Annotated in this window: 18 protein-coding genes, 1 pseudogene and 1 other annotated feature; of the genes and pseudogenes, 6 read left to right on the top strand and 13 right to left on the bottom strand. The window is 40.2% G+C overall.

Going from position 1 to position 19897, the window contains the following annotated elements; translation table 11 throughout:
* Positions 1 to 103 precede the first annotated feature (103 nt).
* The 13 genes from MF4642_RS09640 to tviB all read right to left on the bottom strand — a co-directional run bounded on the left by MF4642_RS09640 (position 104) and on the right by tviB (position 13329).
* A complete protein-coding gene (locus MF4642_RS09640) occupies positions 104 to 1963 on the bottom strand; it encodes a polysaccharide biosynthesis protein (RefSeq protein WP_078426067.1) in 1860 nt (619 codons plus the stop codon).
* Positions 1964 to 2024: 61 nt separating this feature from the next.
* The gene (locus tag MF4642_RS09635; RefSeq protein ID WP_078426066.1) at positions 2025 to 3194 is read right to left on the bottom strand and encodes a DegT/DnrJ/EryC1/StrS family aminotransferase; all 1170 of its coding nucleotides are present in this window, start codon (positions 3192 to 3194) and stop codon (positions 2025 to 2027) included.
* Between the two features lie 36 nt (positions 3195 to 3230).
* Positions 3231 to 3887, bottom strand: a complete 657-nt coding sequence (locus tag MF4642_RS09630; protein ID WP_078426065.1) for a NeuD/PglB/VioB family sugar acetyltransferase — start codon at positions 3885 to 3887, stop codon at positions 3231 to 3233.
* Positions 3880 to 4488, bottom strand: a complete 609-nt coding sequence (locus MF4642_RS09625; RefSeq protein WP_078426064.1) for a sugar transferase — start codon at positions 4486 to 4488, stop codon at positions 3880 to 3882. Before MF4642_RS09625 ends, MF4642_RS09630 begins: the two co-directional genes overlap by 8 nt.
* 154 nt (positions 4489 to 4642) lie before the next feature.
* Positions 4643 to 5182, bottom strand: coding sequence for a serine O-acetyltransferase (locus MF4642_RS09620; RefSeq protein WP_078426063.1), 540 nt, complete (start codon positions 5180 to 5182; stop codon positions 4643 to 4645).
* A 32-nt stretch (positions 5183 to 5214) separates the two neighbouring features.
* Positions 5215 to 6354: a glycosyltransferase family 4 protein gene (locus MF4642_RS09615; RefSeq protein WP_078426062.1), complete on the bottom strand. Its 1140-nt coding sequence runs from the start codon at positions 6352 to 6354 to the stop codon at positions 5215 to 5217.
* Positions 6351 to 7445: a glycosyltransferase gene (locus MF4642_RS09610; RefSeq protein WP_078426061.1), complete on the bottom strand. Its 1095-nt coding sequence runs from the start codon at positions 7443 to 7445 to the stop codon at positions 6351 to 6353. Before MF4642_RS09610 ends, MF4642_RS09615 begins: the two co-directional genes overlap by 4 nt.
* A complete protein-coding gene (locus MF4642_RS09605; protein ID WP_078426060.1) occupies positions 7442 to 8560 on the bottom strand; it encodes a glycosyltransferase in 1119 nt (372 codons plus the stop codon). Before MF4642_RS09605 ends, MF4642_RS09610 begins: the two co-directional genes overlap by 4 nt.
* 33 nt (positions 8561 to 8593) lie before the next feature.
* Positions 8594 to 9142, bottom strand: a complete 549-nt coding sequence (locus tag MF4642_RS09600; protein WP_078426059.1) for an acyltransferase — start codon at positions 9140 to 9142, stop codon at positions 8594 to 8596.
* A gap of 94 nt (positions 9143 to 9236) precedes the next feature.
* A complete protein-coding gene (locus tag MF4642_RS09595) occupies positions 9237 to 9806 on the bottom strand; it encodes an acyltransferase (protein ID WP_227518535.1) in 570 nt (189 codons plus the stop codon).
* 23 nt (positions 9807 to 9829) lie between these two features.
* On the bottom strand, positions 9830 to 11002 hold the full coding sequence (locus tag MF4642_RS09590; RefSeq protein WP_078426057.1) for an oligosaccharide flippase family protein: 1173 nt from the start codon (positions 11000 to 11002) through the stop codon (positions 9830 to 9832).
* Between the two features lie 10 nt (positions 11003 to 11012).
* The gene (locus tag MF4642_RS09585) at positions 11013 to 12038 is read right to left on the bottom strand and encodes an NAD-dependent epimerase/dehydratase family protein (RefSeq protein WP_078426056.1); all 1026 of its coding nucleotides are present in this window, start codon (positions 12036 to 12038) and stop codon (positions 11013 to 11015) included.
* Positions 12039 to 12051: 13 nt separating this feature from the next.
* Positions 12052 to 13329 carry a Vi polysaccharide biosynthesis UDP-N-acetylglucosamine C-6 dehydrogenase TviB gene (tviB, locus tag MF4642_RS09580; RefSeq protein ID WP_078426055.1) on the bottom strand — a complete coding sequence of 426 codons (1278 nt, stop codon included), beginning with the start codon at positions 13327 to 13329 and terminating at the stop codon, positions 12052 to 12054.
* A gap of 385 nt (positions 13330 to 13714) precedes the next feature.
* Here tviB and MF4642_RS09575 point away from each other — a divergent pair, with 385 nt between their 5' ends.
* The 6 genes and pseudogenes from MF4642_RS09575 to MF4642_RS09545 all read left to right on the top strand — a co-directional run.
* Positions 13715 to 14785: a polysaccharide biosynthesis/export family protein gene (locus MF4642_RS09575; RefSeq protein WP_193791713.1), complete on the top strand. Its 1071-nt coding sequence runs from the start codon at positions 13715 to 13717 to the stop codon at positions 14783 to 14785.
* Positions 14786 to 14787: 2 nt separating this feature from the next.
* Positions 14788 to 15216: a low molecular weight protein-tyrosine-phosphatase gene (locus tag MF4642_RS09570; protein WP_017396973.1), complete on the top strand. Its 429-nt coding sequence runs from the start codon at positions 14788 to 14790 to the stop codon at positions 15214 to 15216.
* A gap of 31 nt (positions 15217 to 15247) precedes the next feature.
* Positions 15248 to 17446, top strand: a complete 2199-nt coding sequence (locus tag MF4642_RS09565; RefSeq protein ID WP_078426053.1) for a polysaccharide biosynthesis tyrosine autokinase — start codon at positions 15248 to 15250, stop codon at positions 17444 to 17446.
* A gap of 213 nt (positions 17447 to 17659) precedes the next feature.
* Positions 17660 to 18364 (top strand): FKBP-type peptidyl-prolyl cis-trans isomerase, encoded by a 705-nt coding sequence (locus MF4642_RS09560; protein WP_078426052.1) that lies wholly within the window; start codon positions 17660 to 17662, stop codon positions 18362 to 18364.
* Positions 18365 to 18418: 54 nt separating this feature from the next.
* Positions 18419 to 19111, top strand: coding sequence for an FKBP-type peptidyl-prolyl cis-trans isomerase (locus MF4642_RS09555; RefSeq protein ID WP_004684203.1), 693 nt, complete (start codon positions 18419 to 18421; stop codon positions 19109 to 19111).
* Positions 19112 to 19273: 162 nt separating this feature from the next.
* Positions 19274 to 19897, top strand: a pseudogene (locus MF4642_RS09545) (IS3 family transposase); the annotation flags it as partial.
* Positions 19549 to 19665: a sequence feature (AL1L pseudoknot), on the top strand. It overlaps the preceding pseudogene by 117 nt.

The following is a 19897-nucleotide window of genomic DNA, read 5'->3' as shown; positions in this document are numbered from 1 at the left end:
CCTAAATTTTAAAATTCACTGTATTAAGGTATAGCTTTAATTTTGTTATCCTTAATTATATCATCCAGTTAAATTAAATTTAACTTTAATACTACTATTAAAATTACTTATCTATAGATGCTGAACAATAACCATCCACATATTTTTTTAGTATCCTAAATAATTCTTTTAAATCATCGCTATACCTATAGTGCTTAAGCTGTGTAAATATTTCAGAAACCTCTAAATATCCATAATATTTTTCATAAGACTTTAATATCCGTTCATGATCCGTTTTTTCCACATTATCCGCATCAATCAACAACTCTTCATATAACTTTTCACCCGGACGTAGACCTGTAAATTGTATCTCAATATCACCTATATCATTTTCACCTATAGCTCGAAAACCACTCAAACGAATCATTTGTTTAGCTAAGTCTACTATTTTAACTGGCTCACCCATATCCAGCAAAAATACATCACCACCTGTCCCCATCGCACCTGCCTGAATCACGAGCTGAGCTGCCTCAGGAATGGTCATAAAATAACGCGTGACTTCTGGGTGCGTTACTGTAACAGGCCCACCTTGAGCAATCTGTTTTTTAAACAAAGGAACGACAGAACCTGACGAACCAAGTACATTGCCAAAGCGTACAATACTAATTTGCGTTTTTGGATTCGTCGACGCTAGACCCTGACAATACAATTCTGCCATACGTTTAGACGCCCCCATCACATTGGTTGGACGTACCGCTTTATCTGTAGAAATTAAAACAAAAGTTTCAACATTTTGGTTTACCGCTGCATCTACACTACGCTGTGTGCCAATGGAAGTATTATGAATACCTTCAAATGGATTTGCTTCAACAAGTGGTACATGTTTATAGGCTGCGGCGTGATAAACCGTTTGCACTTTGTATTCTTGAATAATACGTTCTAATTTTTTCTGATTGGTGACAGAACCTAGCACTGGAATAATTTGTATATCAGAAGCCTGCAATTCGCGGTCGATTGAATACAAAGCAAATTCAGACATTTCAAACAGCACTAGCATTTTCGGCTGATGCTTCACAATCTGACGACAAAGCTCAGAACCAATTGAACCGCCCGCCCCTGTCACCATGACCACTTTATTTTTAATATTTTTTTCTAACAGTTCAGGTTTCGGCGGTACAGGATCACGCCCCAATAGATCGATAATATCCACTTCGCGAATATCTGAAACTTGGACTTGACCATCCACCAGTTGCGTTACCCCTGGGAGCTCCATAATTTTGACATCTGCCGTATCAAAAGACTCTATCAGCTCTTTTTTCCGTGCACGACCAACAGAGGGCATGGCAAGTAATACTTCTTCAATGCCAAATTTACCCAACTTGGCAGCTGCACGATGTGGGGCGTAAATTTTTAAACCACTCAGTGACTGACCTTGTAAGGAGCGCTTATCGTCAATAAAACACACAGGTAAATAGTCATCTGAACGGTTTAAGGCCGCTGCAATTTGCTGACCTGCCAGCCCTGCGCCATAAATCGCCACACGTTTACGGCTTTGCTTTTTGGCAAAAGTTTTAAGAGTAGCGTAGCGAATGACGGCACGGCTCCACCACATGTATGAAAACAGCATAAAGCCATACATCAGTGGAATACTCATGGGAATAAATGCAACATTCAATTTTTTAATCGTGTATAAGGCCACGATTTGAATAAATGTTCCGATTAAAATTCGCAGCAAATAGTCTTCATTAAATGAACGTACAATCGCACGGTAAATACCGAGCAAGGCAAAAATCAGAATGCCTACCACACCGACATAAATATACCAAGCATCCAGTCCTTGCATGACCTGAACATTGAGACGTGCCAAACGTATGGCATATGCCAGCCACATCATTAACGGTAAAACACAGATATCCATCAGCACCAAAACGATTTGTTTTTGGCGACGCGGTAATGATGCTATAGAACGGATAATGTCTTTCACAAGATGCTCAAATGGGGTCAATAAAGCGGATGAGAGCGAATATTATACGCGCTTTTCAGGTTTAGATTTTTGCGATCACTGCTTGAATCGCATCCACGGTTTTTTGCAGGCTGTGCTCAGACAATGTTGGGTGTACAAGGAACATTAAGCTTGTTGTACCGAGCTGTTTAGCTTTCGGTAAAGACTGCGCAGGACGCCAAGGTGTACCATCAAATGCTTTTTCTAAATACACTTCTGAACACGAGCCGCTAAAACAAGGCACATTCAATGTATTGATTTCTGCCATGATGCGATCACGCGACCAGTCTTCAGGTAAAGCCTCGACATTGACTTGCACATAACATTTATATGCGGCATGTACATAGTCGCTAGAGGGTTTAGCTACAGTAAAATAGGGGCTATTTTCAAACGCCGCTTGGATACGCGCCATATTGGCATTACGCACTTGCGTCCATTCTGGCATTTTTTGGAGTTGTAAGCGTCCGATGACCGCCTGCATTTCCATCATGCGCCAGTTGGTGCCAAATGAGTCATGCAGCCAGCGGAATCCCGGCGGATGTTGCTTGTTATACACGCTATCAAAGTTTTTGCCGTGATCTTTATACGACCACATTTTTTTCCACAGACTTTCGTCATTGGTAGTGACCATGCCGCCTTCACCGCCAGTGGTCATAATCTTGTCTTGGCAGAAAGACCATGCACCAATATGCCCGATTGAACCTGCTGATTTGCCTTTGTACATTGCACCATGCGCTTGGGCACAATCCTCAATCACAAAAATGCCTTTTTCCTCAGCCAGCCGCATGATCGGGTTCATATCACACATCCAGCCTGCCAAATGTACACAGATAATCGCTTTGGTATTTGGGGTAAGTACTGCTTCAATGGTACGGCGAGAAATATTCTGTGAATCCAGCTCTACATCAGCAAAAATAGGATTGGCACCTGCAGTCACAATCGAGCTTGCCGAAGCTAAAAACGTACGTGAGGTAACAATCACATCATCGCCTGCGCCAATACCTAAGGCTTTGAGTGCTACATCCAGCGCAACTGTACCATTGGCCACGGCAACTGCATGCTTGGTTCCTGCAAACTGTGCAAATTCCTTTTCAAATTCACGGCATTCTTGACCGGTCCAATAATTCACTTTATTGGATAAAAGGACTTTTGATACCGCATCGGCTTCTGCTTGAGTGAAGCTCGGCCAAGGCTCAAATGCACTGTTTAACATGGAGTTTTTCCTAGTCTCAAAATCGAGTTTAAACATCTATTTTTTCGTCACAATACGGGCAGGATTGCCCACCACTGTTGCGCCTGCAGGCACACTTTTAGTCACGACAGCACCCATACCAACAATAGCACCTGCACCAATTACTAAAGGCTGATCAGGTGTGCCCTGCTTAATCATCGCACCCGCGCCAATATAGGCATGCGCGTGTATATGAGTATTGCCGTTGCATTTTACGCCTGGCGCGAAAGTAACGAAATCCCCAATCACACAATCATGTTCAACATAACTGTATAAATTGGCTTGAAAACACTTACCGATTCTGACATTTGAGCCAATGGTGACAAATGGACTTAAAGCAGAGCCTTCAGCGAGCTCTATTTGATCCATTAAAACCACATTGTCAGCGATGATCGACCAAAGGTGAATGCCATCCATCTTTAAACGCTGAGCGATCTTTTCTCGTACATGACTATTGGCAATGGCAATTTGTACGTATTTTTCTGAAGCCGTTTCATTTAAAAATGCGAGGTAATTTATGGCACGATGAGCGTTTACTTCTGCAACCGATTCCAAGGCATCATCAATAAATACGATTTCTGAAACATCGCTTTCACGTGCTAATTGCTGGCGTGCAACAGGCATTAAACTGCGCCCGCATCCTGAAGCGCCATAAATTGCATAGAGCTTAGTCATCTTTAGGCTCCGAAGTACCCGTAAATTTACTCATGGTAGCTTCACCTTCGGCACTAATATCATCTTTCGACAGTACTTTTTGTACCGTTTTCAGCATGATTTTAAAATCTAGCCATAATGAACGGTTTTCGACATACCAAGTATCGAGCTCAAATTTCTTTTCCCATGAAATGGCATTGCGGCCATTCACTTGAGCATACCCTGTGATGCCCGGACGCACGTTATGACGTTTGGCTTGTTGCTCATTATAGAGGGGTAAATATTCCATCAGCAGAGGACGTGGTCCGACAATACTCATATCCCCTTTAATCACATTCCACAGTTCAGGCATTTCATCCAAACTGCTGGAACGCAGCATTTGACCAAAGGGTGTTAAACGCTCACGGTCGGGCAAAGGATTGCCTTGTGCATCAACCGCATCTTTCATACTGCGGAATTTGATCATTTCAAAAGGTTTGCCATTGAGCCCCGGACGCACCTGACGAAATAACACGGGTGAACCCAAATTTTTTCGCACCTTATATGCCACAAAAGCATATACAGGAGACAGCAGCACTAGCGCAGATGATGCAATCATAATATCCAATAAGCGCTTTAACATGGTTCACTCTTGAGGTTAGATAAAGATGGGGAAATGGTATCCATTTCTAGCAATGATTATACCCTCTCCAAAGCCATCAGATTTGTAAAATATTTCAACGGTCAAAGGGACTCAAATATTCCTCATTCTAAAAGCTGCCAAACCATATAGCCGTTTAGAAATCTGTCCAACGACGATTGACTGCCTGACCCGGATTATTCATGCTGATCACTTTCGCGTAGTTTCCTACCGCAGTTGCATTTTCAGGAATATCTTTGGTCACAACGCTTCCTGCACCTATAGTGGCATTATTGCCAATTTTGACATGCTCAATGATGCAGACATTCGGCCCAATATAAACATTATCGCCAATTTCTGCGGCTTGACGGCCGCCATTTGCACCAATGGTGGTAAATTGCGATAAATTCACATTATTGCCAATCACAGTTGTCGGATTAACGACCAACGGCCCGCCATGTCCAATAAACAAGCCATATCCAATTTGAGTTGTGGTATGAATATCTATGCCGTACTGCTTTTTTTTATAATAATAAATAGGATAAGCCAACTTCGCCCAAAGCGTTTTTGCACTGGCCAAACGCAGCCAAAATGAAAAATTAAAACCGCGATTGAAAAAATAAGTTTTCAAAAATGTTTTAAAACTGACATGGCCGGTATAACGGTATAAATCACTTTTTATATATTTTAAGGTCATCTAGATCGCCTCTTAAATTGGGTGAATCGCCTTTAATGGATATCCATTTCACCTAGCATATGTTTGTTCACCTGATGCACATCATATTTATTTAAGGCGATGTCACGTGAACGTTGCCCCATAGATTCAATCAATTTTGGATCTTCAATAAAATACTGCAAGCTTTGCACCAAATCATTGACTGATTTTACCTCAACCAAATAGCCATTTCGCCCATGTACAACCGTTTCACGGCAACCCGGTGCATCGGTGGTAATCACAGCACGACCCATCGCCATAGCTTCTAATACGGTACGTGGCGTGCCTTCACGATAAGAGGGCAACACATACACGGAACTTTTCGCAATTGCAGGACGCACATCACTGAGCTTGCCCCAATATTTGAGGCGACCATCTGCAATCCATTCATCGAGTTCGGCTTGAGAAATTGCTGATGGATTATCATCAATCCAACCGACCAAATGAAATTCCGCTTCAGGATGCTTTTCTTTGATGATACGTGCCGATTCAGCATATTCACGCACACCTTTATCCCCCAAAAACCGTGCAATGAGCAAGAATGAAGCTTTGACCACGCCTGCATCATCTTTTGGTAAAGGCATGACATCAAAGTCTTGCACATTTACCCCTGAACCATTCACAACTACAGTGGGTTTGCTGATCTCCAGTAAGTGCATCTCTTGGAATAACTTTAAATCGTCTGGGTTTTGAAAAAAGACTTTGTCGCTACGTTTGAGCGCTTGCGCATATAAGCCATGCACCAGCTTTTGGAACAGGCTTCGCTTACCAGACTCCACATTTTGAAAGGCGTAGCCTAGACCTGTAATTAAAGCAAAACGATGCGGCACTTTCGCCAGCCATGACGCGAGCGTGCCGTAAATCACGGGTTTAATGGTATAGGACAGTACATAATCCGGCTGAATACCACTAATCTGCTGATAGAGATCTTTTAATAATTTTAAATCAGCCAGCGGGTTGGTGCCGGTACGCTGCATGGGAATCTCATGCAGATGATAGCCAAGGGCTTGCAGTTTTTGCTGCTCTTCAGGAAATGACACAAACTCAGGCGCCATGATGTGAATTTCATAACCTTGCGCATGAATGGCTTCCAGCAGTTTCCCGCGGAAATTTAAAACAGAAGGCAGAAAACTGCTGATCATTAGAAATTTCAACGGCTTTGCTCCCAAACTTGCATATATTGCTGACTCACTTTCTCAATACTGAAATGCGCTTCTACGCGCTCACGCACGGCTTGTTTCAACTGCAATTTTTCATCATTGCTTTGCTGCACATATTTTAAAATTGCTTGTGCCAAAGCTTGCGCATTACGTGGCGGAACTATACTGCCTAAATCCTGCACAATGTATTTAGCATCGCCAACATCGGTACTGATACACGGCAAACCTGATGCCATGGCTTCGACCAATACATTCGGAAAGCCTTCGGTAATTGAAGTCATCAAAAAGGCATCAATAGATTGATAAAAAGCAGGCATGTTCGAGATTTGATCAAGCAAATGTACTTTTTGAGCATCTAGCTGATACTGCTCAAATAAAGCTTTCACTTCCACGTTATCTAAGCTTGCACCGCCACCTGCGACTTTAAAGATGATGTTTTTATCTCTCAGCAAGCCCATGGTTTCAAATAAGTATGGATAGCCTTTGGCGGTATGATAACGTCCCGCAAAACCAATCACGGTTGGCTCATGTAATTGGGAATTAGGCTGAAACTTATCGAGAAAGACCCCATTAGCAATCACTTGGCTATTTGGGTTTTGAAAGCCAAATGCTTGGTGCTGTTCCAATGAAGAATGCGCACAATAAATAATACTGTTCGGTTGTTTTGATAAGATTTTACTTAAACCTAAAGCAATCTTGGTACTGATCGATTCATCTTTAGGAGAAGCAAGCGAATGATGAATGCCCCATACCACCTTTGGTTTTTTTGCTAAGCCAATAATGCTCAAACTGGTTAAGGCATTAGCATGGTACATCCAGCATTGCACGGTTTGAGGTTGTAACTGCTTCAGCAATTTACGTAATTTTTGAATCGTACTCAGGGTATTTATGCCATTCCAACCGAGTGCATAATGCGACTGACAACGCTCTAAAGTACTTTGATACACCTTGGAAGTTTTCATCAGTGCAATGATCACATGCTGATACTGATCTTCAGTACATTGAATCAGGCGTGCCAACATCATCTCAGCCCCCCCCACGCCTGCAAAATTGGTAATCACATGCACCATTAACGGTTTATTCATATTGCAGACTCCATCATATTTAAGTACTGCTGCAATACCATTGCTTTATGGAATTGCTGAATATGAGCTTCAAAGTCAGCTTCTGAATAATGTACATAATCGGCAAAAATCGCCTGTTGCATGGCTTGCATCAAGCCAACTTGATCATTGCATTCGACCAATAAGCCAAATTTTGCATGGTCTAAAATTTCCATTGGTCCACTTGGGCAATCGGTACTGACCACCTTCACTTTAGAAGCCAGTGCCTGAATCAGTACACCCGGTAAACCTTCCCAATTTGAACTTAAAACAAATAGCGATGCATATTTAAAATAAGCGTATGGATTAGCATCAAAGCCCGGTAAATCCACCACATCGTTTAAACCCAAGTAAGCCAATAGAGCCTCAAACTCAGCACGTAATTCGCCTTCACCTAAAATCAATAATCGGGTTTCAGGATGCTGATTATGCAAGGCTTTAAAGGAACGAATCAGAAAGCCAAAGTTCTTGGCTTCAGTCAAACGCCCGACTGCTAAAATCACCTTGTTGCTGTCATTAAAAAAATGATTAGTCACAGGTGCTTTTAGCTTTTCAAAATAGGCATCGTCCAATACAGGGTTATAAATCGTGCTCAGATTATTATTTTTATAGGCATAATATTCACGAAAATCGGCTTCAACCCCTTTAGAAACACAGACCACTTGCTGTGCCATGGGATAGGTCCAATTCACCAAAATTTTCAGCACAAATTTAGCAATGCCTTGCAACTTCATATTTTTTGACGGCGTAGATACTTCACGGAAGATCAAACGTGTTGCAACACCTGCAAGCTTTTTCGCAATGCCTGCCACAATATTGGTATGGGTTTGCGTGGCCACTAAGCAATCATATTGCTCAGCTTTCATTTTTATTTTTAAAGGCGTGATGCTATTCATCACCCGACCGCAATTAAAATTGACCAATTCAATTTTAGAACTGACTTCGGGTAACAGCTTGGCTTTATCGCCATTCAGGTCACATACGCCTAAATGAATTTTAAGTCCTTGTTCAGCAAAACTGTTCGCCAGTTGAATGACCGTACGTTCTGCACCGCCACCGCCCAAGCTTGGCAAAAAGAACATGACTTTATTCAACATATGCAGACCTAAATTTTATGAAATGAGAAAATATTAATGCGAGCTTTTTGAGGCTTGAATCGAAATGGCACGTTCCACACGGGCACGGTAATCGTTAATGCCAACCAAGTCGCTATCACTGGCACAGATGCTTTGAATTTTGGCTTGATAATCAGCAAAGCTCGACACCACTTTGGCAGGTACACCAATCGCCACGCTATGGTCAGGAATATCTTTGGTCACCACCGAACCTGCACCAATCACGACATTTGAGCCAATGCTCACGCCCGGCATAATAATGCTATTCACACCTATAAAGACATGCGAACCAACTTGAATCGGAGCAAAACGTTGATAGCGTTTGCCTTTATCATCTTTGACCAAGCAGGTACTGCCATCATGGGTAATAAATTTCACGCCTGAAGTCACAGTGACATGATCTCCAATTGAGACTAAAAACGGTTCTGAGCCCCAATTTTTAATATAAATTCGGCAGTTTTCACCAATTTTCACCCCCTTTTTACGTGCATATGCCACACTGCCCTTTGCCATAAAATAAGCAAGATCAAACAGCTGTCGAAAAGCAGAAACCATAAATGCCATACGCATGACCTATGTCAGGATCAGAAAATCAAAAGGGAGAAAATTAAGCTGAATATTTTACGCTGAAAATATGTTTTACGATATGCATAGCACTTTATACGGATTTGATTTTTTTGGCCGGAATACCGACATACACCCCTGATTCAGATAAAGATTTAGACACCAAACTACAAGCGCCAATCACGCTATCATCGGCAATAGTTACACCATCAAGTACCGTAACCCGTGCACCAAGCCAGATATTTTGCCCTAAACTCACGCCCTGCTTGGTAATTGCATCTTTCACTAACAGATCAGGCTCACCAAATTTATGGTTGCTAGCAATCAAAATACTTTGCGTACCAATACGGGTATTGTCACCAATGCTTACACCACCACAACCATTAATAAAAGACTTAGAATTAATGCTGACATCTTGACCAATCGACACTTTGCCGCCAAAGCATTTGATATAACAGCTTTCACCAATAAAACTGTTATCTGCAATTTCTAAAATCGCACCTTGCTCAACAATTAAACTGACATGATCGCCAATATAGACATTCTTACCGATCTTGACTTGGCCATTAATCTCTAGGGTACATGCTTTGCCGAAGTAACGAAATTGTGTGCCAAATGCCATGTTATACATCACTTTACGGCACTGTGAAGCAAACCAATTCATGTATTTTAAGATTTTAAAAAACATCAGCTTTTGTTTCTCCACACCACATATAAAATGGCAAAGTTATAAATAATCAGTGCTACAGGCACCGCCAAGAGCATATAAATTCTATCGGCACATAAAACATATAAGCCTGCAAATAAAGCGAACTTAATGATGAGTTCTACGATTTGCAGTTTAAATAATACTTGGCTATTCCGCTTGGCAATTAAATAAGCCGAACTTGGCGGATTACAGAAAACCGCCCAATAGCCTAAAGCTAAAATTTGGAAATAGGTCGAGATCCCCACCCATTCAGAACCAAAAATCCAAAGATATACCGATTCAGGCAAGATAAAGAAAATTGCAAAAAGAGGCAGTGACATCAAACTTAAAAGCACACTTGCCTTTAAGGCATTTTTATTTGAATTCGTGCTTTTAAACTTACGGATAAAAAACTGACGTAAGGTTTGTGAAATCAAATTGATCGGCACACGTAAAGTCCGCTCGACAATGGCATAAAAGCCCATTGCCTGCACACCCACAAAATGCGACACCACATAATACGGCAAGTTATGTGAAAAACTGTTCAGCAAGGCGTGAGGCGTATTGGCATAGATAAAATCTTGATAATTTTTAAAAGCCTGCCAACTGACTTGATAGAGCTGATGTTTCAGTAAATAAATCAGCACCGCCACAATCATGATGATCGAGCTGACATTGTAGCTATTCACCAAACTGATTTTCATGACAAGCGGTAATGACAGTTGAACCGCCACTACAATGGCACTGCGGAAAACATTTAAGCCCGCACAAAAATATTCGTTATGCGCTGAAAATTTGTAATTGTATAAGCTTTGAATGAGGGTACTAGCAAGCACACCCGTTGCCACAGCAAACGCCATTTCAACATTTAAAATCACGATGATGATGATGCCACTCATCACAGCGATTACTGTTGAGAATACAGCCCCTTCAAAAATCAGACTTTTTTTATCTTGTTCGTCAGCGACCAACAACGCTTGATCCAAACGCATATTGGCTACTGTTGAAAGTACACTGACAATCGCCAAAGCAATGCCATACGCGCCAAAATCAGCAACAGAATATAGGCGTGTTAAAACAGGAAGTGCGATAAATGTCATTATCGCACCTGCCAGTAAACTTAAGGTAATCAGTCCAATGGACTGATATTTTGCGAAAAATTTCGCAATCATCTGTTCAATATCATTTTAAGTTGTTTACGTACCAACGCATAGCCAACTGAATACCTTCGGCAATTTTGAACTGCGGTGCATAACCCAAATGCTGCTCAATTTTGGCAATGCTCGCTTGTGAATGACGTACATCACCTGCACGAAACTCACGGTAAACAGGATCACGCTCAAAGTTCACATCATTTGTCGCAAGCGCTGCCTGAATAGCGCGGTACAACGCATTCAAAGTAGTGCGGTCACCTAGTGCCACATTATATACCTGATTTTTTGCTTCATCGCTTTGCGTTGTCGCAGCTAAAATATTCGCTTGCACAACATTTTGAATAAAACAGAAATCTCGACTGGTTTCACCATCACCATTAATAAACACATCTTCACCAGCAATCATTGATGATGTCCATTTCGGGATCACTGCTGCGTAAGCGCCTTTCGGATCTTGGCGTTGACCAAACACGTTAAAGTAACGTAAGCCAATTGTTTTAAACCCATAAGTTTTCGCAAATACGTCTGCGTATAACTCATTGACGTACTTCGTCACTGCATAGGGTGAAAGTGGTTTACCAATATTTTCTTCTACTTTTGGCAATGCCGGATGGTCACCATAGGTTGAACTGCTGGCTGCATAAGTAAAGCTAGCAACACCCGCATCACGTGCTGCAGTGAGCATATTTAAAAAACCACTGATATTGGTTTCATTGGTGGTGATGGGGTCAGCAATTGAACGCGGTACAGAACCGAGCGCTGCTTCATGCAAGACATAATCCACACCTACACATGCTTTTTGGCAATCTGCAAACTGACGGATATCACCTTCAATAAAGCTGAATTTTGCCCATTGCTCCGCAGTCACTAAGCTTTTTACTTCGTCCAAATTATGCTGATGCCCTGTGGCGAAGTTATCTAAACCCACCACAGTTTGATTGAGCTTGAGTAAAGTTTCTAAAAGATTCGAGCCGATAAAACCCGCCACACCAGTCACTAACCAAGTTTTAGGTGCGGTTTTGAGGTTTTCACATACATGTTGATATTGATTCATGATGGTATGCTCCTTACAAACGTAGATCAGATTCGGCTTGAGATAACACATATTTCAAGTCATACAGCACATGATCAGCTTTACCCAAAGCACGAATTGCATCAGCGCCCATCACCTTAAATTGCTGGTGGGCAACCGCAAGAATCACAGCATCATATTTGCCATTTTCTAAGTTTGAAATTGGGGTAATACCATATTCATGCTCCGCTTCCGATACATCCACCCATGGGTCATAGACGTCCGCTTGAATGTGATATTCCTGAAGCTCGTGCACAATATCGATGATTTTAGTATTACGAATATCTGGGCAGTTCTCTTTAAAGCTTAACCCCAGCACTAAAATTTTCGCACCTTCAACCTGAATCTTTTTCTTGATCATGCCTTTAACAAGTTGAGTCACCACATAAGCGCCCATACCATCATTTAAACGGCGGCCCGCTAAAATAATTTCAGGATGATAACCCATCGACTGTGCTTTATGAGTTAAGTAATACGGGTCAACCCCGATACAGTGACCACCAACCAAACCCGGACGGAATGGAAGGAAATTCCATTTAGTTCCAGCAGCCTCTAATACCGCTTCCGTATCAATGCCCATTTTATTGAAAATCAACGCCAATTCATTAATTAAAGCTATATTCACATCGCGCTGAGTGTTTTCAATTACCTTCGCCGCTTCTGCAACTTTAATACTGGCTGCTTTATGTGTGCCCGCTTCAATAATCAAGTTATAGACTTGATCGACATAATCAGCGACTTCTGATGTTGAACCCGAAGTGATTTTTAAAATATTAGTAACGCGGTGCAATTTATCACCCGGATTAATACGCTCAGGACTATAACCTGCATAAAAATCCTGATTGAATTTTAATCCTGAATTTTTTTCTAAAACAGGAATACAAACTTCTTCAGTTGCACCTGGATAAACCGTTGATTCATAGACAACCACATCACCCTTTTTCAGTACTCTAGCAATACTTTCGGATGCTTTAACCAAGGGAGTCAGATCGGGTTGCTTAAATTCATCGATCGGGGTTGGAACTGTAACAATAAAGAAATTACAGTCTGCTAACTGCTGTAGGTTCGTGGTGTAGCTTAAATGCGTTGCTTGCTTTAATTCTTTTGGTGAAACTTCTAAAGTATGATCTTGTCCGCTCTGTAGCTCATCAATACGCTTCTGGTGAATATCAAAGCCCATCACGGGAACTTTTTTTCCAAACTCAACAGCTAGCGGTAAACCGACATAACCTAATCCGATGATGGCAATTTTTAATTCGGAGAGTTGTAACATACTGAAGCCTATGTCATCGATGAATCATCAATCATCGTTATGTTGTAAATAGCGTTAAATTATATCAGAAAATCAAATTTCGATTGTGTAATGATGTTCTAAACATACATAAAAAGTCATACTTCCCGATTCAAATAGATCAAATCTATTGTCCTTTTTATCTATATGCTATTTTGTTAAGATCAAAGTCTCAGGTACATTTTTTATATTTTATAAAAAACCTAATCGAATTACGTTTTAAAACATCAATAACTATATTAAATAGCGCGAATAGTATAGAATTTTGCAGTCTGAAACGTACAATTAGGGTTCATTGGCCCGTTCAAAAACATTCAAATTTATAAATAGGATTTATATTCGAGTGAATTACTATCGTTATAGCGTTATGCTGGTTTTGAGTTTAGGAATTACAGGATGCGCAATGACCCCTGGACTTCAGACATATGATTTACCACAACAAGGTTCCTATAAAACAGATCAAGGTGCTGAATTAAATGTTGTACCTTTGACACAAAATAATATTCCTGCTATTTCTCAAGCGAATTGGCAAAATTTAGCTCAAATTCAAACGTTATTTCAGCATCAGCAATCCATATATAAATTAAGTGCAGGTGATGTTTTATCTATCCAACTTTGGGCTTATCCTGAAATTACACCACCAATTCAAGATGCAACTAATGTAAAAGCTGTTGGTTATCCCATTGACCCTAACGGTAATGTACAGCTTCCTTTAGTCGGGTCAGTTAAAATTGCTGGGAAAACGCTTGCTCAAGCGAATACATATTTGCGTAGTCAATTTAGTAAATATTTAAAACACCCTGATGTTGTCGTTAGAGTGTTATCTTACGAAGGCAAAAGATACTTCGTAAATGGTCAAGTACTTAAAAGTGGCCAATACACTTTAAATGATCAACCCATCAGCCTCTATACCGCACTAGGTCAAGCCGGTGGTATTGATACCAAAACTGGTGACACCACTAATATTCAACTTATTCGAAATGGCGCTACGTATAATTTAAATACCATTCAACTCGAAAAAAATGGTTTATCACTACATAATTTATTAATTCGCCCGAATGACACAATTTTTGTAAATACAAAACAAGATCAAAAACTTTATGTCATGGGTGAATCAAGTAAAAGCCAAGCGATTAACTTACGCGATCAAGGCATGTCTTTAAGTGATGTATTGGGTGAAAGTGAAGGGATTAACCCTTACTCAGCTAGTGCAGCTAGAATTTATGTCATGCGTACAGATTTAGATCAAAAGCAGTCAACTATCTATCACTTAAATTTGAGTAGTATTGGTAATCTAGCATTAGCCAATCAATTTTCTATGAAAAAGAATGACATTGTATACATTGATGCAACTGGTTTGACTCGTTGGCAGCGTGTAGTGAATCAGATTATTCCTTTCTCGAGCGCACTTTATAGTTTTGATCAGCTTGGGAAATAATTATGGCGTTTAAAAATATACTCGTTGTCTGTGTCGGAAATATTTGCCGTAGCCCGATGGCAGAATATTTCCTAAAGACGAATTGCCCAAAACAACACATTGAATCTGCAGGATTGTCCGCAATGGTAGGACATCATGCAGATGAAAAAGCAATTCATTGTATGGACCAATTTAATATTGATATGCGTCCACATATTGCAAAACAGATCAATGCATCTTTAATTAAGCAAGCAGACTTAATTCTAGTAATGAGTACGAATCAGGCTCAGCATATAGAAAAACAATGGCCGTTTGCAAAAGGTAAGGTCTTTAGATTAGGCCACTGGCAAGGAAAAAATGTCCCTGACCCTTATCAACACGATCAAGACTTTTTTAATGAGTCCTGTAAAAACATAAGCAATTATGTTCAGGATTGGATGCCACATTTTTAATATAAATTATTGAATAATCAGTTGTTAAATTATGACTCAAAACTCAAAAACTGAAGATGATACTATTGATTTAAAAGAGCTCTTTTTTTCTCTGGTTGCTCAATGGAAAACTATCGTTCTTTGCATCATATTAAGTTTAATCTGTGCCTTACTCTATATTCGCACCACACCTTCCATATATTCTACGGATGCTTTAGTTCAAGTCGAAGATGGCAAAAGTGCTGCGTCTGCTGCATTACTAGGCGAACTCAAAGAAGTCTCTGGTGGTCTTGGTCAAAAATCGCCTGCAGATGCAGAGATTGAGATCTTAAATTCTCGAATGGTGTTAGGCAAAGTGATTGATGACCTCAATCTGAACATCAGTATTCAAGATCAAAATAATAGCTTCTTCAAAAAACTTCTTTCCTCAGAAAAAGGCCAATTGAAATTTGATGGCCAAGGCGTTAGTTATAGCACTAAGCAAAATAATTTTTTAGTTAAAGAGTTCGATGTCCCAAATTATTATTTAGACAAACAACTGACTTTAGATTTCAAAGCAGACTCTAAATTTACCCTAAGTCATAAAGATAAAGTGATCTTTGAAGGTCGTTTAAATCAACTCAATCAATTTGTTGACGGCTATGGAGCTTGGAAAATTAATATTTCAAGTACACAGCCATTTGAACACGCTTTTATATTATCTAAACTCTCACTGCCTTCAGCTGTCAAAAACTTAAAATTAAATTATGGTGTAGCAGAAAAAGGGAAAATGACAGGTGTCATTGGTTTAAATTATGCTGGAGAAGATAAACAGCATATTACTAATGTGCTGAATCATATTTTAGAAATTTATCACCAACAAAATATTGAGCGTAAATCGTTAGAATCAAAACAAACCCTCAATTTCTTAGATCAACAATTACCTGAATTAAAGCAACAACTTGAACAATCTGAAATTAAATTTAATGAGTTTCGTGAAAAATACAATACGGTAGATGTCACTCAAGAAGCTGAACTCATGCTCAAGCAAAATATTGAACTTGAGAAAATGCGTATTGAGTTAAAACAGAAACAAGCCGAATTGTCTGCTAAATATACACTTGATCATCCGTTGATGGCTGAAATTAATGCACAGGTAAATTCTTTAAATCAAAAGACTCAAGAATTAAACAAGTCTATTAAACAACTTCCAGAAACACAGCGCCTGTACTTACAACTTTATCGTGATGTCAAAGTAAATACTGAGCTTTATACATCACTTCTTAACAGCTACCAACAGCTCAAAATTGCAAATGCTGGGGAAATTGGTAATGTCCGTATCATCGATACAGCTGTTGAACCTGAACGACCAATCAAACCTAAAAAATTAATCATTTTGATTTTATCATTATTTGTAGGTGGTTTTATTGGTGTATTAATTGCACTTGTTCGCAACATGATGCGTTCAGGGATCAAAGACTCCACTCAAATCGAAAATGAGTTGGATCTGCCCGTGTATGCAACGGTTCCTCGTTCACCTGTACAAGAAAGCCGTATTAACATTCTGAAAAAGAAAAAGAATATTCCTATTCTGGCTGTTAAAAATAGTGATGATATTGCTATTGAGAGCTTAAGAAGTATGCGTACCGCCATTCATTTTGCTTTAAGTTCTGCAAAAAATAACCTCATTATGATTTCAGGCCCAGCACCAGAAGTCGGGAAATCTTTTATTTCGACCAACTTAGCCACAATTTTGGCGCAAAGCGATAAACGTGTTTTGATTGTAGATGCTGACTTACGTCGTGGATATTTACATAAGTACTTTAACTACGACACTCAACCAGGTCTCACTGAATTACTCAATGGCCAACACAGCTTAGAGACAGTGATTCGAAATACTGAAGTACCTGGCTTAAGCGTCATCTCCAGAGGTAAAAGTCCAACCAATCCATCTGAACTCTTAAGCTCGGCTCAGTTTAAGAACGTCTTGGAACAACTGTCTGAGAAGTTCGATCATGTGATTATCGATACTCCGCCAATCTTAGCCGTGACGGATGGCATCATTATTTCTCAATACACAGGGGTTAACTTAGTGATTGCCCGTTATGCGAAAACGCAGATGAAGGAGCTTGAATTGACCTTGAATCGTTTCGAACAAGCTGGTGTGAAAGTCAATGGATTCATTCTAAACGATATTCAACGTTCAAGTGCTGGCTATGGTTATGGCTATAACTATGCTTATGCCTATAAAGCCAATAAAGAATCAGACTAAATACATCCTCTAACCGATAAAAAGCCAGAACTTGATTTCTGGCTTTTTATTTTGTATGACAAACGTTTATATATTCAAATCCTTATAGTTTTTTTAAGGACTTCGGCATATATTAATTTGAAAATGTACTGGTGGTACAAAACACGTCATTCATGAAGTCTGCTAAGATGCTAAAAAACTTTTTGAATGTAATAGAATTAGGAAAAATTTCACATGAGTAAAGCCTTACCCATTGCTGTAGCTGTTATTCTAGGCGGTGCTGCACTTGTTCCCGTTTATTATGCATCTCAACACCCAGCTTCAGCCGAAGCCCAAGTTTCAAAAAATGCATCTGCCGTAGAAAAAATTAGCTATGCACTGGGTTATGAGGTTGCTCATCAAACTCCACCAGAACTCGATATTAACAGTTTTGTAATCGGTGTCCGTGCCGGTCATGCCCGTAGCCAACCCGCCTATAGCGAAGAAGAATTAAAACAAGCCTATGAGCAGTTCCAACAAGAAATGCAGCAAAAACAGGCCAATGATGCGAAGCAAGCACAAACAACCAGTGACAGCTTCTTAACTGAAAATGCGAAAAAACCTGGGGTGAAAACCACAGCGTCAGGCTTACAGTACAAAATTACGCAAGAAGGCACAGGCAAGCAACCCACTGCCAGCTCTGTCGTGACCGTACATTACAAAGGCCAACTGGTCGATGGTAAAGTCTTTGATAGTTCACTTGAACGTGGCGAGCCAATTGAGTTCCCATTGAATCAAGTCATTCCAGGTTGGACTGAAGGTCTACAACTCATGAAAGAAGGTGGGAAAGCGACGCTCTACATCCCTTCTAACTTAGGTTACGGCCCGCAAGGTGTACCCGGTATGATCCCAGCCAACAGCACACTTATTTTTGATGTTGAACTGATCAAAGTAAAATAAGACCAGTCAATCAAAGGAGAGCTTTTGCTCTCCTCTTTTTATTGAGAATACAATATGAAAATTCAAACAACATTACTCTGTGGCTTGTTACTTTCTACACCTGTTTTTGCTGCACCGATTAATAATAAAAGCAGCATCAACCAACAAGTCGGTTATAGCTTTGGCTACCTCATGGGTCGGAGCAATGCCGAGTCTATTCAAGATTTAGATCTCGATGCTTTTGTGCAAGGGTTACGTGAAGCATCTAAAGGTCAAGCTGCTTCATTAAGTGATGAAGACATGGCGCGAGTACTCACCCAATATAAACGCCAAGCCGAGGCAAAACAGTTATTAGAAGTTAAACAACTGGCTGATAAAAATGCCAAAATTGGTGCAGCCTTTTTAGCTGAAAATGCGAAAAAACCCGAGGTAAAAACCACGGCTTCAGGCCTGCAATATATGGTTTTACAACAAGGCCAAGGCAAGTCACCTAAGGCCAACAGTAAAGTCAAAGTCCATTATGAAGGGCGTTTGATTGATCAGACCGTTTTTGACAGCTCGATTGCACGTCAACAGCCTGCGGAGTTTCAAGTCAGCCAAGTGATTCAAGGTTGGACTGAAGGCTTACAGCTAATGAAAGAAGGCGCAAAATATCGCTTCTTTATTCCCGCTAAACTGGGCTATGGCCAAATTGGTTCAGGCGATGTGATTGAACCGAACAGCACCTTGATTTTTGATGTGGAACTGATTGAAGTGTTGCCAAAATAAGGCAGCAATGCAAAGGCAATGCTATATACAAAATAAAAAGCCTGATCTTCGTGATCAGGCTTTTTATTAATTTCAATCTATTCTTCAATCAAGCCGTGCTTTTTTTAAGCTATGAACCGTACCGGGTTTGTCGGAGACTCAATATTCTGAGAGACTATTCCGATGACAAAATTAAAATATACCCCTGAAATCAGAGAAAGAGCGGTTCAATTATTGATTGAATCTGAAAAAGATTATCCATCGAATTGGGCTGCGATCACTGCTATTGCTCCCAAGATAGGTTGTACTCCTGAAACACTACGTGTTTGGTATCAAAAATATTTAGATAAACAAAATCCAGTTAAAGTACAACAGATATCTGATCAAGAAAAAATGAAGCAAATGGAACGTGAAATTAAAGAATTAAAACGTGCCAATGAAATTCTACGTAAAGCAGCCGCTTTTTTCGCCCAGGCGGAGCTCGACCGCCCACACAAATAATGGTGGATTTTATCCATAACAATAAAGACTTATATGGTGTTGATGCGATTTGTAGGATTTTACCGATCGCAGCTTCAACCTATTACCGGACTCTAGATCTCTGCGAAAATCCAGAACATCGAGCAAAGCGAGATTTACATGACTTGCATCATGCTGAACAAATTAAACGAATTTGGAAGGAAAGTTCAGGTCGATATGGTGTACGTAAAGTTTGGCAAAAACTGAAACGTGAAGGCTATATTATTGCGCGCTGTACAGTTGCTCGATTGATGCAAAAGCTAGGTATACAAGGTGTTTGGCGTGGTA

This window comes from Acinetobacter sp. MF4642 (assembly GCF_002018925.1).
In the GTDB taxonomy this organism is placed as follows: Bacteria; Pseudomonadota; Gammaproteobacteria; order Pseudomonadales; family Moraxellaceae; genus Acinetobacter; species Acinetobacter johnsonii.
This window is presented reverse-complemented; position numbering and strand designations above follow the sequence as displayed.

What these genes read in the sequence shown, in the direction of transcription:
- MF4642_RS09635 (WP_078426066.1), bottom strand. Translation starts at nt 3,194, where the DNA reads ATGTTAAACAGTGCATTTGAGCCTTGGCCGAGCTTCACTCAAGCAGAA.
- MF4642_RS09630 (WP_078426065.1), bottom strand. Translation starts at nt 3,887, where the DNA reads ATGACTAAGCTCTATGCAATTTATGGCGCTTCAGGATGCGGGCGCAGT.
- MF4642_RS09625 (WP_078426064.1), bottom strand. Translation starts at nt 4,488, where the DNA reads ATGTTAAAGCGCTTATTGGATATTATGATTGCATCATCTGCGCTAGTG.
- MF4642_RS09620 (WP_078426063.1), bottom strand. Translation starts at nt 5,182, where the DNA reads ATGACCTTAAAATATATAAAAAGTGATTTATACCGTTATACCGGCCAT.
- MF4642_RS09610 (WP_078426061.1), bottom strand. Translation starts at nt 7,445, where the DNA reads ATGAATAAACCGTTAATGGTGCATGTGATTACCAATTTTGCAGGCGTG.
- MF4642_RS09605 (WP_078426060.1), bottom strand. Translation starts at nt 8,560, where the DNA reads ATGTTGAATAAAGTCATGTTCTTTTTGCCAAGCTTGGGCGGTGGCGGT.
- MF4642_RS09600 (WP_078426059.1), bottom strand. Translation starts at nt 9,142, where the DNA reads ATGGCATTTATGGTTTCTGCTTTTCGACAGCTGTTTGATCTTGCTTAT.
- MF4642_RS09595 (WP_227518535.1), bottom strand. Translation starts at nt 9,806, where the DNA reads ATGAATTGGTTTGCTTCACAGTGCCGTAAAGTGATGTATAACATGGCA.
- MF4642_RS09590 (WP_078426057.1), bottom strand. Translation starts at nt 11,002, where the DNA reads ATGATTGCGAAATTTTTCGCAAAATATCAGTCCATTGGACTGATTACC.
- MF4642_RS09585 (WP_078426056.1), bottom strand. Translation starts at nt 12,038, where the DNA reads ATGAATCAATATCAACATGTATGTGAAAACCTCAAAACCGCACCTAAA.
- tviB (WP_078426055.1), bottom strand. Translation starts at nt 13,329, where the DNA reads ATGTTACAACTCTCCGAATTAAAAATTGCCATCATCGGATTAGGTTAT.
- MF4642_RS09575 (WP_193791713.1), top strand. Translation starts at nt 13,715, where the DNA reads ATGCTGGTTTTGAGTTTAGGAATTACAGGATGCGCAATGACCCCTGGA.
- MF4642_RS09570 (WP_017396973.1), top strand. Translation starts at nt 14,788, where the DNA reads ATGGCGTTTAAAAATATACTCGTTGTCTGTGTCGGAAATATTTGCCGT.
- MF4642_RS09565 (WP_078426053.1), top strand. Translation starts at nt 15,248, where the DNA reads ATGACTCAAAACTCAAAAACTGAAGATGATACTATTGATTTAAAAGAG.
- MF4642_RS09560 (WP_078426052.1), top strand. Translation starts at nt 17,660, where the DNA reads ATGAGTAAAGCCTTACCCATTGCTGTAGCTGTTATTCTAGGCGGTGCT.
- MF4642_RS09555 (WP_004684203.1), top strand. Translation starts at nt 18,419, where the DNA reads ATGAAAATTCAAACAACATTACTCTGTGGCTTGTTACTTTCTACACCT.